Source organism: Curtobacterium sp. 18060, assembly GCF_902706105.1.
Lineage (GTDB): Bacteria > Actinomycetota > Actinomycetes > Actinomycetales > Microbacteriaceae > Curtobacterium.
Window position 1 is genome coordinate 69,858 of the sequence record NZ_CACSJV010000003.1, and the last position, 15,819, is coordinate 85,676.

Consider the following 15,819-nt stretch of genomic DNA (forward strand, 5'->3'; position numbering starts at 1 on the left):
GCAATGGCGACCAGATCCTCACTCGCGACCGGCATCGGCCGCGTCCTCATCGCCGTGTACGGCATCCTCGCCCTGGCGGCGACGGGCCGGAGCGTCGTGCAGATCATCGAGAAGTTCTCCTTCGCGCCGTTCGCGTACACGGTGAGCGCCATCGCCGCCGTCGTGTACATCGTGGCGATGATCGCCCTGATCGTGCCCGGACGCTTCTGGTACCGCGTCGCGTGCGTCACGATCGTGTTCGAGATGACCGGTGTGCTCGTCATCGGCACGCTCTCGCTGTTCGACCGGCAGCTCTTCCCCGACGACACGATCTGGTCGTACTACGGCATGGGGTACGCCTTCGCGCCGCTGGTGCTGCCGATCGCCGGACTCTGGTGGCTCCGCAAGCACCACCGCACCGCGACGGTCGAACCGGTGCCCGCATCGACCACCGCCCCCGTGGGCGAGTAGGAGCAGCCGTGCAGTTCTACGACGACATCGCCGACGTGGCCGAGGGCTTCGGTCCGAGCGCCGTCACGATCGGCAAGTTCGACGGCGTGCACGTCGGACACCGCGCGGTGATCGCGCACCTGGAGCGCGCCGCCCACGAACAGGGCCTGGTCGCCACCGTGGTGACGTTCGACCGGCACCCCCTCAACGTCATCGACCCGCAGCACGTCCCGCCGGCACTCACGAGCACGGCGCAGCGGCGCGAGCTCCTCGACGACGCCGGGGTCGACGCCACCCTGCTGCTCCGCTTCGACGAGGAACTGCAGTCGAAGTCGCCCGAGGCGTTCGTGTCCGAGATCCTCGTCGACACCCTGCACGCCCGGCTCGTCTTCGTCGGCAGCGACTTCCGCTTCGGGGCGAAGGGTGCCGGCGACGTCGCCCTGCTCCGCACCCTGGGGGAGCAGCACGGCTTCACGGTCGAGCTCATCGACGACGTCGACCTGGTGGACGACGTCCGCCCCGACGGCGAGCGACGCGTCTCGTCGACCTGGATCCGCGAACTGCTCGGCGACGGCCGGGTGGCCGAGGCCGCCCGGCTGCTCGGGCGTGAGCACGCGGTCCGCAGCACGGTCGTGCACGGCAACCAGCGCGGGCGCGCCATGGGGTACCCGACGGCGAACCTCGACCCGGCGTTCGAGGGGTTCGCACCGGCCGACGGCGTCTACGCCGCGCGCGTGCTGCACGACGGCACGGTGTACCCGGCGGCCGTCTCGGTCGGCAACAACCCGACGTTCGAGGGCGTGCCCGCCAAGCAGATCGAGGCGCACCTGCTCGACGTCGACCTCGACCTGTACGGCGACCGCATCTCGGTGCTGTTCGTCTCGTACGTCCGCGGCATGGTGAAGTTCGACTCGATGGACGAGCTCGCCACGCAGATGCGGCAGGACGACCTCGACATCCGGTTGCTGCTGGGCCTGCCCACGCCGGTCTGAACGGCGGCGCCACACCGGACGCCAGCAGACGGCGCCACACGGCACCACACGACGACGCCCCCGCGACCGATCGGTCACGGGGGCGTCGTCGTGTGGTGACTAGCTGCCGAGGGCGTCGAGCCAGATCTTGCGGGCGTCGAGCGCTTCCTGGGCGTCCTTGATCTTGCGGGCGTCGCCGGAGGCCTGCGCGTCGGCGAGCTCGGACTCGAGCTTGCCGATGGCGTCCTCGAGCTGGCTGGCGAGTCCGGTCTGCCGGGCCTTGCGCTCCGGGTTGGACTCCTTCCAGTGCGCGTCCTCGAGCCCACGCACGTGGTCCTCGATCGCACGCAGGCGGTCCTCGATGCGACGGACATCCGCGCGGGGGACCTTGCCGACCTCGTCCCAGCGGCGCTGGATGCCGGTCAGGGTCTTGCGCGCCGCCACCCGGTCGGTCGCCTTGAGCAGCGGCTCGGCCTCGGTGAGCAGCGCCTGCTTGGCCTCGAGATTGCCGGAGAACTCCTCGTCCTCGGCCGCGCTCTCGGCGTGGCGCTGCTCGAACAGCACGTCACCGGCGGCCTTGAACCGCGCCCAGAGGGCATCGTCGTGGCGCTTGCCGGCGCGCCCGGCGTTCTTCCAGTCGTCGAGCAGCTGGCGGTAGTCCGGGATCGCGTCGGACCCGCGCGAGGCGAGTGCCTCGGCCTGGGTCACGAGTTCCTGCTTGCGGGTGCGGGCGTCGCGGTGCTGCGCGTCGAGCTCGGAGTAGAACGCGCGACGGTGCTGGTCGACGGTGGACCGCGCTGCGCGGAACCGCTTCCAGAGCTCGTTGGCCTCGTTCTTGGGGATGCGCGGGCCGTCGTGCTGGTGCTGCTGCCAGCGGGCGAACACGTCGTCGAGCTGCGCGGTGATCTGCTTCCACTGCGCGCGTGCCGGGTCGACCGCCGCGAGTGCCTCGGCCTCTTCGACCAGGGCCGCACGGTGCGCCAGGGCGTCGTTCAGTGCCTGCTGCGCCTGCTCGGCCTGCTCCTTGGTGAGCGAGCCGAGCTGCTCGGTGAGCGCGCCCACTCGGGTCTCGAGCGACTTGATGTCACCGACCACGCGGGCTTCGGCCACCAGGGTCGTCAGGTGCTCGACCGTCCGGGCGACGTCGTTCGCCGACGCACCACGCTGGACGCGCTGCTCGGCGATCTTCACCTGCCCCTCGAGGTCGGCGTACTTCCGCGCGAAGTAGGCGAGGGCTTCTTCGGGGGTGGCGTCCGGGTACTCACCGACAGCACGTTCGGTCTCTTCGTACCGGACGTACACGGTCCCGTTCTCGTCGACCCGCCCCCAGGTCGTTGCTTCGTCAGATCCCACAGGTCTCGCCTCGATCGTGGTCGTGCATCGCCGACGTCACCGTCGGCACGGTCAGGTCGTCAGCCTATTGCACGGACGGGCTCCGCGGCCCGCCGGACGCAACGGCTTGTGGACTACTTCTCCTGGGCGATGGTCGCGGCGGTGATCGTCGTCGCCACCTTCGGCTCACCGGTGCCGTCGTCACCGGGTGACGAGATGCCCTTCGCGGCGATCTTCGACTCGAGTTCGGACAGGCCGCTCGTGACCTTCCCGACGACCGTGTAGCCGCCCGTGGAGCCGTCGAGCGTGGTGTCGCCGTAGACGATGAAGAACTGGGTCGACTGCGAGTACGGCGACGTCGACCGCGCGATCGCGATGGTGCCCTCGTCGTAGACGCCGTCGCTCGGGACGTTCTCGAGCGGGCCGTACTCGAACCCGGCGTCGCCCGTGCCGTCGCCGTTCGCCGAACCGCACTGCAGGAACTTCAGCCCGTCGCTGTCGGCCAGCCGGTGGCAGGTGGTGCCGTTGTAGAACTGCTCCTTGATCAACGAGATCTCGACGCTCGCGGCCTGCGGGGCCTTCTCGCCGTCCAGTTCGATGCCGAGGTCGATCGACTTGTTGAGCGTCAGCGAGCCCGTCCAGGTCGCGCCCTTCGCGATCTCCTTGCTCGGCACGTCGCCCGTGTTCGCCGCCGTGGCACTCGCCGAGGGCGTCGGTGTGGCGGTGGCGCTCGCGCTGGCGTCCGCCGACCCGTTCCCCTGCGAGCCCGCGAAGGCGAGCTGCGACCCGGTGGCCAGGGCGGCGACCAGCACGAGGACACCGGCGCCGACCAGGTTGTCGCGCACCCGCCGGCGGCGCTGCCGGTCGTGGAGTCCCTGGCGGGCCTGGTAGAGACGGAGGCGCTCGCGCGCCTCGCGGTTGTCGCGCGCTGGGTTCTTCGGTGCCACGGTGCTGTTCTGCCCTCTCGTCGCAGTGTGGAACGAGCGTATCCGAGTCGTCACCATCAACGGCCTGGGAGGCGCGGGGCTGTCAGTGGGTCGGCCTACGATTGGTGCATGGCAGCGGACCGTTCGAGCATGCGTGCGCCCACGACGGGCGGTCGCGCCGGTCTCGCGCAGGGTTCCGTCCCGCTCGCGGTCCGGATGCGCCCGACCAGCCTCGACGAGGTCGCCGGCCAGCAGCACCTGCTCGGCCGCGGGTCGCCGCTCGTGCAGCTCGCCACCGGTACCCGCGACAACCCGGGCGGTGTGTCGGTCATCCTCTGGGGTCCTCCCGGCACCGGCAAGACCACGTTGGCGCAGGCCATCGCGCGGCAGTCCGGGCGCGAGTTCGTCGAGCTCTCCGCGGTGACCGCCGGCGTCAAGGACGTGCGCGAGGTCATGGAGAAGGCCCTCACCCACCGCGACCTGTACGGGTCCACGACCGTGCTGTTCCTCGACGAGATCCACCGGTTCAGCAAGGCCCAGCAGGACGCCCTGCTGCCCGGTGTCGAGAACGGGTGGGTGATCCTCATCGCGGCCACCACCGAGAACCCGTCGTTCTCGGTCATCTCCCCGCTGCTGTCCCGGTCCCTGCTCCTGACGCTCAAGCCGCTCACCGACGCCGACCTCGGCATGCTCGTCGACCGGGCGGTGGAGGACCCCCGCGGCCTCGGTGGCGCGGTCGTCCTCGGTGACGAGGCACGTGGGGCCATCGTCCGGTTGGCCTCGGGTGACGCCCGACGCGCCCTCACGGCGCTCGAGGCCGCTGCGGCCTCGGCCACCGCGGCCCAGGACGACGACGACGACACCGTGCCGGTGGTCGACGCGGACACCGTCGCCGCGGCCGTCGACCGTGCACTCCTGCGGTACGACCGGCAGGGCGACGAGCACTACGACGTCATCAGCGCCTTCATCAAGTCGGTGCGGGGGAGCGACGTCGACGCCGCGCTGCACTACCTCGCGCGGATGATCGAGGCGGGCGAGGACTCCCGGTTCATCGCGCGCCGGATCATCATCTCGGCGTCCGAGGACATCGGCATGGCGGACCCGCAGGCGCTGCCCATCGCCGTCGCGGCGGCCCAGGCCGTGCAGCTCATCGGCATGCCCGAGGGCCGCATCCCCCTGGCCGAAGCCGTCGTGTACCTGGCGACCGCGCCGAAGTCGAACGCCGCCTACAACGGTGTGAACGCGGCGATGGCGGACGTCAAGGCCGGCCGGATGGGCACCGTGCCGATGCACCTGCGCGACGCGCACTACGCCGGGGCGAAGCGACTCGGCCACGGCAAGGGCTACGTCTACTCGCACGACGCCGAGCACGGGGTCGCCGAGCAGCAGTACCTGCCCGATGCGCTCGAGGGCACCGAGTACTACACCCCGACGGCGAACGGCTACGAGCGCGAGGTCGGTCCGCGGCTCGAACGACTCCGGAAGATCACCCGCGGGCAGTAGGACGGCACGTCGACTTCCTGCTAGCATTGCCGGGCCTACGTCCTGGTCCTCGAGCACGGCTGCGTTGAGGACAGAGTGCCACTCCGGTGGTACGGGGGCAGAGGTTCGGACTGTAGCCGTCCGATCCCACAGGCTCATCCCTCTGGATCCCGTCGTCGGGGCCACGGGCACTCGCGTGCCCGGCCTCCGGTGAGTATTCAGTTCGAACAGAGAAAAGGACCCTGTGTCTACCAAGTCACGTACCCGCAGCAAGACCCGCCTGTCGCGCGCACTCGGCATCCCGCTGACGCCGAAGGCGGCCCGTTACCTCGAGAAGCGCCCCTACGGCCCCGGTGAGCACGGCCGTACGCGCCGTCGTGCGGACAGCGACTACGCCGTCCGCCTCCGTGAGAAGCAGCGTCTGCGCGCCCAGTACGGCATCCGCGAGAAGCAGCTCCGCATCGTCTTCGAAGAGGCCCGCAAGACGAAGGGCCTGACCGGTGAGAACCTGGTCGAGCTCCTCGAGCAGCGCCTCGACGCCCTCGTGGTCCGTGCCGGCTTCGCCCGCACCACCGCGCAGGCCCGTCAGCTGATCGTGCACCGTCACCTCCTGGTCGACGGCAAGCTCGTGGACCGCCCCTCCTTCCGCGTCAAGGAGGGCCAGCTGATCCACGTCAAGCCGAAGTCCGAGTCGATGGAGCCCTTCCAGGTCGCCGCTGCCGGTGGCCACCAGGAAGTCCTGCCGAAGGTCCCGGGTTACCTCGAGGTCGAGATCGACAAGCTCCAGGCCCGCCTCGTGCGTCGCCCGAAGCGCGCCGAGGTCCCCGTGACCTGTGAAGTGCAGCTCGTCGTCGAGTACTACGCAGCTCGCTGATCCACTGATCACACCCGAACGGCGGGTCGTCCTCTCGAGGACGGCCCGCCGTTCGGCGTTCCGGCCCCGAAGTGCCCGGCGGCTAAGCTTGTCCGGGCATGCACCGCCAGGGTGCACAGAGGGAGAGGCACCGTGAAGCAGCTGTTCTTCGTCGCGGTCGGCGTCGTCATCGGGTTCGCCGTGGCGCACCAGGTCGCCAGGACGCCCGGAGGCGCACGGCTCTTCGCCGTCGTCGACGCGAGCACGAAGGCCTTCACGGGCGCGGTCGCCGACGGGTACCGGTCCCGCGGGGCCGAGCTCCGCACCGACGTCTGAGTCGTCGAGCTCCACCGCGGGCCGGCCGCACCGTCGTCCCGCCTCCACCTCCCACCCCCGACCTGAACCCAGGAAGCACCATGCAGACCGCAGAGATCCGCCGCCGTTGGCTCCAGTACTTCGGTGACCGCGGCCACACCGTCGTCCCGTCCGCGTCCCTCGTCTCCGACGACCCGTCGCTCCTCTTCACGGTCGCGGGCATGGTGCCGTTCATCCCGTACCTGACCGGGCTCGTCCCCGCGCCGTACCCCCGTGCCACGAGCGTGCAGAAGTGCATCCGCACGAACGACATCGAAGAGGTCGGCAAGACCCCTCGCCACGGCACGTTCTTCCAGATGAACGGCAACTTCTCGTTCGGCGACTACTTCAAGGAGCAGGCGATCCAGTTCGCCTGGGAGTTCCTGACGAACGCGGAGTCCGACGGCGGGCTCGGCTTCTCGCCCGACGACCTCTGGGTGACGGTCTACGAGGACGACGACGAGGCGATCGCGTTCTGGAAGCAGCACTCCTCCCTGCCCGAGGAGCGCATCCAGCGACTCGGCAAGGACACGAACTACTGGTCCACCGGCCAGCCCGGACCCGCCGGTCCCTGCTCCGAGATCTTCTTCGACCGCGGGCCCGAGTACGGCATCGACGGCGGCCCGGCCACCGACGACGACCGGTACGTCGAGATCTGGAACCTCGTGTTCATGCAGTACCAGATCGCCGACGTCCGCTCGAAGTACGACTTCGAGATCACCGGCGAGCTGCCGAACAAGAACATCGACACCGGCATGGGGCTCGAGCGCGTCGCCTTCATCAAGCAGGGCGTCGACAACATGTACGAGATCGACCAGGTCCGCCCGGTCCTCGACCGCGCGTCCGAGATCTCCGGCCGCCGCTACGGCGCCGTGCACGAGGACGACGTCCGCATGCGGGTCATCGCGGACCACGTGCGCTCCGCGCTCATGCTCATCGCCGACGGCGTGAGCCCGTCGAACGAGGGCCGCGGGTACATCCTGCGTCGTCTGCTGCGCCGCACGGTCCGTGCGATGCGCCTGCTCGGGGTCGAGACCGCGACGTTCCCGGAGCTGTTCCCGGCGTCCCGCGACGCGATGCGCGACGCCTACCCCGAGGTCGCCTCCGACTACGACCGCATCGCGCGGATCGCCTATGCGGAAGAGGAGACGTTCCTCCGCACGCTCGCGCAGGGCACGACGATCCTCGACGTCGCTGTCGAGCGCGCGAAGCAGGACGGTGCTCCGTCCATCGGCGGGGACACCGCGTTCCTGCTGCACGACACCTTCGGGTTCCCGATCGACCTGACGATGGAGATGGCCGAAGAGGCCGGGGTCCACGTCGACCGGACCGCGTTCGAGACCCTGATGTCCGAGCAGCGTGCCCGGGCGAAGGCCGACGCGAAGAGCAAGAAGACCGCGATCGCCGACCTGAGCGTGTACAGCGCGTTCCGGGCGAAGGGCGAGACCGTCTTCCTCGGCTACGACGCGCTCGAGGCCGAGACGAACGTGCTCGGCATCATCGTCGACGGCGTCAGCGTCGACCGGGCCGTGGCGGGCGACATCGCCGAGGTCGTCCTCGGCGAGACGTCGCTGTACGCCGAGTCGGGTGGCCAGGATGCCGACCAGGGATCGATCGTCGGCAACGGCTTCGACCTCGAGGTCCTCGACGTCCAGCGTCCCGTCGCCGGCCTCTGGAGCCACACCGTCCAGGTCCGCTCGGGCGAGGTCGGCGTGGGCGACGCGGCGAGCACCGTGGTCGACGCCGAGTACCGTCGCGGCGCCACGCAGGCGCACTCCGCGACGCACCTGGTGAACGCCGCGCTCCGCGACATCCTCGGCCCGGAGGCGCTGCAGGCGGGTTCGTACAACAAGTCCGGCTACATGCGCCTCGACTTCTCGTGGTCGCAGCCGATCTCGCTCGCGACCCGTTCCGAGATCGAGGAGGTCGTCAACACCGCGATCCGCACCGACCTCGAGGTCTCGACCCGCATCATGCCCATCGACGAGGCCAAGGCGCTCGGTGCGCAGGCGCTCTTCGGTGAGAAGTACGGCGCCGAGGTCCGCATGGTCGACATCGGTGGTCCGTGGTCGCGCGAGCTCTGCGGTGGGACGCACGTCGCCTCGAGTGCCCAGATCGGACTCGTCAACCTGGTGGGGGAGTCGAGCGTCGGGTCGACGAACCGTCGTGTCGAAGCGCTCGTCGGGCTCGAGGGCTTCCGTGACCTCGCGGTCGAGCGGACGATCGTCTCGCAGCTCTCCAGCGCGCTGAAGGCCCCCCGTGCCGACCTGCCCACGCGTGTGCAGTCGCTCATGGAGGACCTCCGCACCGCGCAGAAGCGGATCGCCGAGTTCGAGTCGGCGAACCTGCAGCAGCGGGTCCCGTCGATCGCACGGACCGCGACGACCGTCGGCACGACCACCGTCGTGGCCGAGACCGTCGACGGCCTGCAGTCCGGCGACGACCTGCGCTCGCTGGCCACCGGGGTCCGCGCACAGCTCGGTGACGGCGCTGCCGTCGTCGTGCTCGGTGCCGTGGTGAGCGGGAAGCCGATCGTGATCGTCGCGACGAACGACGCGGCGCGCTCCGCGGGCGTCCAGGCGGGTCCGCTCGCCAAGGAGGCCGCCGGGGTGCTCGGTGGCGGCGGCGGCGGCAAGCCGGACCTGGCCCAGGGCGGCGGCACCGACGCGGCTGCGCTCCCGGCTGCGCTCCGCGCCGTGACCGCTCGGATCGCGGGCTGATCGTGGCGATCCGGTCCGGGCGGCGGCTCGGCGTGGACGTCGGCCGTGCCCGGATCGGGATCGCCGTGTGCGACCGCGACGGGTTGCTGGCGACGCCGGTCGAGACCGTGCGCCGCGACGACTCGACCGACCTGCGTCGGATCCTCGAGATCGCGGACGAGTACGACGTGCTCGAGCTCGTCGTCGGACTGCCCCTGTCGATGTCCGGCGGCGACACTCCGTCGACGGACGACGCGCGGGCGTTCGCGGCCCGGATCGCCGAGCGCCGCCCGGTCCGGCTGGTCGACGAACGACTGTCCACGGTGACCGCGCAACGCGGACTGCACCAGGCCGGCAAGAACACGAAGAAGTCGCGGTCCGTGATCGACCAAGCGGCCGCTGTTATCATTCTGCAACACGCGCTCGACCACGAACGCAGTGCCGGTGCCCCTCCGGGCACCACGCTTCCCTGACAGGGCAACCCACCGCGACCCGGCTGCCCTTCCGTCACCCGAGGACGACGGTGCCCAGGCGGAGTTCCCGACCGAGAGACCGAGAACCGTTGGCAGACGATCTGGACTGGAACGCGATCATCGCGCCCGGCAACGAAGCCGAGCGGCGGAAGACCACTTCCGACCGCGCAGCAGGTACCGATGACCGTGACGACTCCGCGCGGGTGACCCCGCAGCCGGACCGTCCGATGTCCCGCCGCGAGGCTCGGGCGCACGAAGCGGAACGCGCTCGTCGCGACGCCGCCCCCGGGCCCGACTCCGAGCCGGCACCCGAGGAGGCCGCCGCCGCTGCCGACCGCATGGACCCCGACTCGACCGCTCCGCGCGAGCAGCCGGCACCGGAGCCCGTGCGACCGCAGCAGGCGGCCCCCGAACTCCATCCCGAGGTCGCCGCGCTGCTGACCGGCGAGGTGCCTTCGGCGCCCGCCGCCGGCGGAGCCGGGTCCGACGGTACCGACGACGCCGGGCGCACCGGTGGCGGTGGAGCCGCGGGAGGCGGCGGACGTGGTGGCCGTGGCGGACGCGGGGGAGCCTCCAGGCCGCCGCGCGAACCGCGCCCGAAGCGCCGTCGCGGGCCGCTCATCGCCGGCATCGTGATCGTCGCCGTGGTCGTGGCCGGCGGGGTGAGCGCGTACGCGTTCGCCGCCCCGAAGATCCAGCAGATCGTCGCCGCGGTCAGCGGCTCGACCGAACCGGACGACTACACCGGCTCCGGCAAGGCCAAGGTCACCATCACGATCAAGCAGGGCGACATCGGCGAGAACGTCGCCGCGACGCTGCAGCGCAGCGGGGTCGTGAAGGACTCGAAGGTCTTCTACAAGCTGCTGCTGGCGTCGCCCGACGTGCAGTTCCAGCCGGGTTCGTACTCGCTGAAGAAGCAGATGAGCTCGAAGTCGGCCCTGGCCGCGCTGCAGGACGAGAAGAACCGCGTGCAGGCCTCGATCGTGATCCCCGAGGGTACCGCGCTGGCGGACATCGAGGCCGGCATGGTCTCCAAGGCCGGGCTCACCAAGACCGAGGTCGCCAAGGCCGCGAAGGACGTGTCCGCGTACGACCTGCCGTCCGGCGTCACCACGCTCGAGGGCTGGCTGTTCCCCGCGACGTACCCGATCAACCCGGGGTGGACCGCGGAGCAGTACTTCGGGTCGATGGTCGACACGATGAAGGAGCACCTGGCCGCCGCCGGCGTCAAGGAGGCCGACCAGGAGCACGTCATCGTGTTCGCGTCGCTCGTGCAGAAGGAAGCCGGCCTCGCCGCCGACTACCCGAAGGTCGCGCGGGTGTTCCAGAACCGGCTCGACCAGGGCATGCGCCTGCAGTCCGACGCCACCGTCGCCTACGGCACCGGCAACACCCACACCGTCACGACGACCGACGCAGAACGCGCCGACGAGTCGAACGCGTACAACACGTACGTGCACGAGGGGCTGCCGCCGGCACCGATCTCGAACCCCGGGGACATCGCCATCAAGGCCGTGACGAACGAGGCCCCGGGCAAGTGGCTGTACTTCGTGACGGTGAACCTGGAGACCGGCGAGACGGTGTTCTCGAACACCTACGACGAGCACCTCGTCGCCGTGAAGCAGTTCCAGGCGTGGCTCCGGGCGCACCCCGACTACCAGTAGGGCGACGACGTCGCACAGCGGTGCGCTGTGGGAGGATTGCAGCATGCTTCGTTGGTTGACTGCTGGTGAGTCCCACGGACCCGAACTGATCGCGATGCTCGAGGGCCTGCCCGCGGGTGTCCCGGTGTCGTTCGAGTCCATCCGTACCGATCTCGCGCGCCGGAAGCTCGGCTACGGTCGCGGCTCGCGCATGAAGTTCGAACAGGACGAGCTGCACGTGTCCGGCGGTGTCCGGCACGGGTTCTCGCTCGGCAGCCCGATCGCGATCCGGATCGGCAACACCGAGTGGCCGAAGTGGGTCGAGGTCATGAACCCCGAGCCGGTCGAGTCCACCGAGATGTCGCGTGGCCGCAGCGCCCCGCTGACCCGCCCGCGTCCGGGCCACGCCGACCTGGTCGGCATGCAGAAGTACGGCTTCGACGAGGCCCGCCCGATCCTCGAGCGTGCGAGCGCCCGTGAGACCGCGGCCCGCGTCGCGCTCGGCGCCGTCGCGAAGTCCTTCCTCGCCGAACTCGGCATGCGGTCGGTCGCGCACACCCTGCAGGTGGGCACGGTCCGTGTGCCGGACGGCACCGACCTGCCGCTGCCCGACGACGTCGACCGTCTCGACGACGACCAGTTGCGCTGCTTCGACGCCGACACCTCCGCGCGCATGGTGACCGAGGTCGAGGCCGCGAAGAAGGACGGCGACACCCTTGGTGGCGTCGTCGAGGTGTTGTTCTACGGCGTCCCGCCGGGGCTCGGCTCGCACGTGCAGTGGGACCGTCGGCTCGACGCCCGTCTGGCCGCGGCGATCATGGGCATCCAGGCGATCAAGGGCGTCGAGGTCGGCGACGGCTTCGCGACCGCTGGTCGTCGCGGCTCCGCGGCCCATGACGAGCTCTACCGCGAGGACGGCGAGATCTACCGCACGAGCGACCGTGCCGGTGGCACCGAAGGCGGCATGTCCACGGGCACCGTCCTGCGCGTCCGTGCCGGCATGAAGCCGATCGCGACCGTGCCGCACGCGTTGCACACCGTCGACGTCGTCTCGGGTGAGGACGCCTCGGCGCACCACCAGCGGTCCGACGTCTGCGCGGTCCCGGCCGCCGGCGTCGTGGCCGAGGCGATGGTGGCGCTCGTGCTCGCCGACGCCGTGCTCGAGAAGTTCGGCGGCGACAACGTCGTCGAGACCAAGCGCAACCTCGACGCCTACCTCGCGTCGATCCCGGAGACGCTCCGCACCCGTCGGACGGAGCCGGCGGCACCGGCCGACGCGTCGTGAGCACGAACGGCGGCGGCGCCGCGTCCGGCGACCTCCCGTCCGGCGGCGCCGCGCGAGGTCTGGCTGCGCCCGTCGTCGTGATCGGCCCGATGGGCGCCGGCAAGTCCAGCGTCGGCAAGCGCGTCGCGAAGGCGCTGGGTGTGCCGTTCACCGATACCGACCGGGTCATCGTCCGCGAGCACGGACCGATCCCCGGCATCTTCGCCGACCGTGGTGAGCCGGCCTTCCGTGCCCTCGAGGCCGACGCCGTCCGGACCGCCCTCGGCACCGGGGGCGTCATCGCCGTCGGCGGCGGAGCGGTGACGCACGCCGCCACCCGCGAGGCACTGTCCGGCGCCCGCATCGTCCTGCTCACCGTCTCGCCCGAGGCCGTCGCCGAGCGGATCGCCGGCTCGGACCGGCCCCTGCTCGCGGACGGCGGCATCGACGCCTGGCAGACGATCATGGACGAGCGTGCGGCGACCTACGCCGAGCTCGCGCACGTCGTCGTCGACACCTCGCGCCGTCCGATGTCCCGGGTGGTCGACGAGGTCGTCACCTGGCTGCGGAGCGACAGCAGCGCCCCCACCACCGAAGGAGCACCGTGACCGACCCGATCCTGCCCGCAGGCACCACCGAGATCCGCGTCGGCGGTGACGACGGCTACGTGGTGGCGGTCGGCTCGGGCCTGCTCGGCTCGCTGCCCGCGATCCTCGGCCCCCGCGTCGCCAAGGTCCTCATCGTGCACGCCCCGACCCTCGGTGCGCGGGCGAACGACCTGCGCGACCTGCTCGTCGACGCCGGCCTCGAAGCCCTCATCGCCGAGGTGCCCGACGCCGAGGCCGCCAAGCGCATCGAGGTCGCGTCGTTCTGCTGGCAGATCATGGGCCAGTCCGACTTCACCCGCACCGACGCCGTCATCGGCCTCGGCGGCGGTGCCGTCACCGACCTGGCGGGCTTCGTCGCGGCGACGTGGCTGCGCGGGGTGCCGTACGTGTCGGTGCCGACGAGCGTGCTCGGCATGGTGGACGCCAGCGTGGGCGGGAAGACCGGCATCAACACGAACGAGGGCAAGAACCTGGTCGGTTCCTTCTCCGCCCCCCGCGCGGTGGTCGCCGACCTCGACCTCGTCCGCACCCTGCCGCGCAACGAGATCCTCACCGGCTTCGCCGAGATCGTGAAGGCCGGGTTCATCGCCGTGCCGGAGATCCTGGACATCATCGAGGCCGACGTCACCCGCGTCACCGACCCGACGTCGCCGGAGTTCCGCCGCGTGGTCGAGCTCGCCATCGCCCTGAAGGCCGAGGTCGTGTCCGACGACTTCACCGAGCAGGGACGACGCGAGATCCTGAACTACGGTCACACGCTCGGGCACGCCATCGAGCACGCGGAGCGGTACCAGTGGCGGCACGGTGCTGCGGTGTCGGTCGGCATGGTGTTCGCCGCCGAGCTCGCACGCCTGACGGGCCACCTCGACGACGCGACCGTGGACCGGCACCGGGCGATCCTGGACTCCCTGGACCTGCCGACGTCGTACGGTCTCGGCCGGTGGCAGGGCCTCCTCGCCGCGATGCGTCGCGACAAGAAGGCCCGGGCCGGCATGCTCCGCTTCATCATCCTCGACGGTGTCGGCAAGCCGGTCATCCTCGAGGGCCCCGAAGACCACCTGCTGTTCACCGCCTACCAAGAGGTCGGCGTCTAGTACTTCTGCACGCCCAGGTGGTCGCGCAGGTGCGGTCCGGTGTACTCGGTCCGGTGCAGTCCGCGGCGCTGCAGCTCCGGCACGACCTTCTGGGTGAAGTCCTCGATCCCGGCCGGGAAGTGCGTCGGCACCGCCAGGAACCCGTCGCACGCCCCGGCCTCCGACCACGCCTGCATCGTGTCGGCGATCGTCGACGGCGACCCGATCATCTTCCGGTAGCTGCCCTCGGCGAAGTACCGGGCGGTCTCGATGACGGACAGCCCCTGTTGCCGTGACACCGCCATGATCGCTGCCCGGTGCGACTTGCCGGCGTTCGACTCGGGCAGCTCCGGCACGGGCGCGTCGAGGTCGAACTGCCGGAAGTCGACGCCACCGGCGAGGGGCTTCAGGTTGCTCAGTGCCAGGTCGTCCGGGATCAACGCCATCATCCGGTCGGCGAGGTCGCGGGCGTCCTGGTCGGTGTCGCCGACGATCGGGGTCATCCCGACGAGCACCTTGACGTGGTCGGGGTCGCGGCCGAACCGTTCGGCGCGCGCTCGGATGTCGTCGCGGAACGCACGACTCTCGTCCGGGTCGGACTGCAGGGTGAACACGACGTCGGCGGTGCGCGCCGCGAGTGCGCGGCCCGGCTCCGACGCACCCGCCTGGAACACGACGGGCCGTCCCTGCGGACTCCGACCCGTCGTCAGCGGTCCTCGCACGCGGAAGTGCTCGCCGTCGTGCTGCAGGAACCGCATCTTCTCGATGTCGAAGTAAGTGCCGGACTCCTTGTCGCGCACGATCGCGTCCGGGTCCCACGAGTCCCAGAGCCCGGTGACGACGTCGACGAACTCGCTCGCCCGCTCGTACCGGGCGGCGTGCTGCACGTGGGCGTCGAGTCCGAAGTTCTGGGCTTCGTCCTCGTTGAAGGACGTCACGAGGTTCCACCCCGCGCGGCCCTTGCTGATGTGGTCGAGGGTCGAGAACCGCCGCGCGAGGTTGTAGGGGTCGTTGAAGGTCGTGGTCGACGTCGCTGCGAGACCCAGGTGCGTGGTCCGCATCGCCAGGGCGGGCAGGAGCATCGTCGGGTCGAAGTGGATCGAGCGGGGGTTCGCGGCACCGTAGGTGTCGCCGGCCAGGATGTCGTTGCTGCGCCGGACTGCGGCCTGGTCCTCGAAGAACAGGGCGTCGAGCTTCGCCGCCTCGGCCAGTTCGGCGGCGCGGACGTAGTGGTCGATGCCGAGGTCGAGCTCGGGGACGGCGTCCGGCAGGCGCCAGGCGCCGAGGTGGTAGCCGGGGAACAGGAACATTGCGAGGTGGATCGTGGTCACGGGGGTCCTCTCGGAGGGGACGGTGCAGTAGGCGGGTGGGTGCCTCCGGCGGGCGGCCGGGAGGCACGGAGCAGGGTGCGCGGCTCGGCGCGGCTCGGTGGGACGGCGCGCTCCAGAGCACGTGGACCGCCCGGGGGATCGGCGCGCGGCGGTCAGACGGACGAACGGTCGGACGGACGGACGGACGGACGTCAGTGTCCGTGCGCGATGGCGCCGCGGGGCCAGCAGCGGGACGCGGCGGTCGCGTGGTGTGCCGTCATCGTCGCCCCCCCCCTGTCGCTCGTGCTCGTGTCGCGTTCTCCCACCGGCTCGAGCCGGTGGTGGACGACGCTACGGGCGCGGTGTTTCGGCATCGTTTCGATCGGGAAACACCGTCGAAAC

Annotated in this window: 14 protein-coding genes; 11 read left to right on the forward strand and 3 right to left on the reverse strand. The window is 70.8% G+C overall.

The window, feature by feature from the left end; all coding sequences use genetic code 11:
* Window positions 1–3: 3 nt before the first annotated feature.
* A complete protein-coding gene (locus tag GVL05_RS02825; protein WP_123339724.1) occupies window positions 4–450 on the forward strand; it encodes a hypothetical protein in 447 nt (148 codons plus the stop codon).
* A gap of 8 nt (window positions 451–458) precedes the next feature.
* Window positions 459–1,421 carry a bifunctional riboflavin kinase/FAD synthetase gene (locus GVL05_RS02830; protein WP_123937788.1) on the forward strand — a complete coding sequence of 321 codons (963 nt, stop codon included), beginning with the start codon at window positions 459–461 and terminating at the stop codon, window positions 1,419–1,421.
* 99 nt (window positions 1,422–1,520) lie between these two features.
* Here GVL05_RS02830 and GVL05_RS02835 read toward each other — a convergent pair whose 3' ends face one another.
* Together GVL05_RS02835 and GVL05_RS02840 are read right to left on the reverse strand one after the other, a co-directional pair.
* Entirely contained in the window at window positions 1,521–2,753 is a 1,233-nt protein-coding gene (locus GVL05_RS02835; protein ID WP_173168634.1) for a DUF349 domain-containing protein, read from the reverse strand.
* A gap of 113 nt (window positions 2,754–2,866) precedes the next feature.
* The gene (locus GVL05_RS02840; RefSeq protein ID WP_133937021.1) at window positions 2,867–3,679 is read right to left on the reverse strand and encodes a peptidylprolyl isomerase; all 813 of its coding nucleotides are present in this window, start codon (window positions 3,677–3,679) and stop codon (window positions 2,867–2,869) included.
* 129 nt (window positions 3,680–3,808) lie between these two features.
* Here GVL05_RS02840 and GVL05_RS02845 point away from each other — a divergent pair, with 129 nt between their 5' ends.
* The 9 genes from GVL05_RS02845 (at window position 3,809) to aroB (ending at window position 14,128) form a co-directional block, all read left to right on the forward strand.
* Window positions 3,809–5,161, forward strand: coding sequence for a replication-associated recombination protein A (locus GVL05_RS02845; RefSeq protein ID WP_111084157.1), 1,353 nt, complete (start codon window positions 3,809–3,811; stop codon window positions 5,159–5,161).
* A gap of 223 nt (window positions 5,162–5,384) precedes the next feature.
* On the forward strand, window positions 5,385–6,014 hold the full coding sequence (gene rpsD, locus GVL05_RS02850; protein WP_111083900.1) for a 30S ribosomal protein S4: 630 nt from the start codon (window positions 5,385–5,387) through the stop codon (window positions 6,012–6,014).
* A 132-nt stretch (window positions 6,015–6,146) separates the two neighbouring features.
* Window positions 6,147–6,329: a hypothetical protein gene (locus GVL05_RS02855; protein ID WP_111083901.1), complete on the forward strand. Its 183-nt coding sequence runs from the start codon at window positions 6,147–6,149 to the stop codon at window positions 6,327–6,329.
* 80 nt (window positions 6,330–6,409) lie between these two features.
* Window positions 6,410–9,067: an alanine--tRNA ligase gene (gene alaS, locus GVL05_RS02860; protein ID WP_159571144.1), complete on the forward strand. Its 2,658-nt coding sequence runs from the start codon at window positions 6,410–6,412 to the stop codon at window positions 9,065–9,067.
* Between the two features lie 8 nt (window positions 9,068–9,075).
* Entirely contained in the window at window positions 9,076–9,519 is a 444-nt protein-coding gene (gene ruvX, locus GVL05_RS02865; RefSeq protein WP_173168791.1) for a Holliday junction resolvase RuvX, read from the forward strand.
* An 89-nt stretch (window positions 9,520–9,608) separates the two neighbouring features.
* Window positions 9,609–11,183 carry an endolytic transglycosylase MltG gene (mltG, locus tag GVL05_RS02870; RefSeq protein ID WP_235035814.1) on the forward strand — a complete coding sequence of 525 codons (1,575 nt, stop codon included), beginning with the start codon at window positions 9,609–9,611 and terminating at the stop codon, window positions 11,181–11,183.
* Window positions 11,184–11,226: 43 nt separating this feature from the next.
* The gene (gene aroC, locus GVL05_RS02875; RefSeq protein ID WP_123294309.1) at window positions 11,227–12,447 is read left to right on the forward strand and encodes a chorismate synthase; all 1,221 of its coding nucleotides are present in this window, start codon (window positions 11,227–11,229) and stop codon (window positions 12,445–12,447) included.
* Window positions 12,448–12,506: 59 nt separating this feature from the next.
* Complete coding sequence (locus GVL05_RS02880; RefSeq protein ID WP_327785630.1) at window positions 12,507–13,034, forward strand: shikimate kinase; 528 nt, start codon at window positions 12,507–12,509, stop codon at window positions 13,032–13,034.
* The gene (gene aroB / locus GVL05_RS02885; RefSeq protein ID WP_200849141.1) at window positions 13,031–14,128 is read left to right on the forward strand and encodes a 3-dehydroquinate synthase; all 1,098 of its coding nucleotides are present in this window, start codon (window positions 13,031–13,033) and stop codon (window positions 14,126–14,128) included. Before GVL05_RS02880 ends, aroB begins: the two co-directional genes overlap by 4 nt.
* Here aroB and GVL05_RS02890 read toward each other — a convergent pair.
* The gene (locus tag GVL05_RS02890; protein WP_200849142.1) at window positions 14,125–15,438 is read right to left on the reverse strand and encodes an LLM class flavin-dependent oxidoreductase; all 1,314 of its coding nucleotides are present in this window, start codon (window positions 15,436–15,438) and stop codon (window positions 14,125–14,127) included. The two genes, aroB and GVL05_RS02890, sit on opposite strands and share 4 nt — an antisense overlap.
* Window positions 15,439–15,819 lie beyond the last annotated feature (381 nt).

What these genes read in the sequence shown, in the direction of transcription:
- aroC (WP_123294309.1), top strand. Translation starts at nt 11,227, where the DNA reads ATGCTTCGTTGGTTGACTGCTGGTGAGTCCCACGGACCCGAACTGATC.
- GVL05_RS02825 (WP_123339724.1), top strand. Translation starts at nt 4, where the DNA reads ATGGCGACCAGATCCTCACTCGCGACCGGCATCGGCCGCGTCCTCATC.
- alaS (WP_159571144.1), top strand. Translation starts at nt 6,410, where the DNA reads ATGCAGACCGCAGAGATCCGCCGCCGTTGGCTCCAGTACTTCGGTGAC.
- GVL05_RS02845 (WP_111084157.1), top strand. Translation starts at nt 3,809, where the DNA reads ATGCGTGCGCCCACGACGGGCGGTCGCGCCGGTCTCGCGCAGGGTTCC.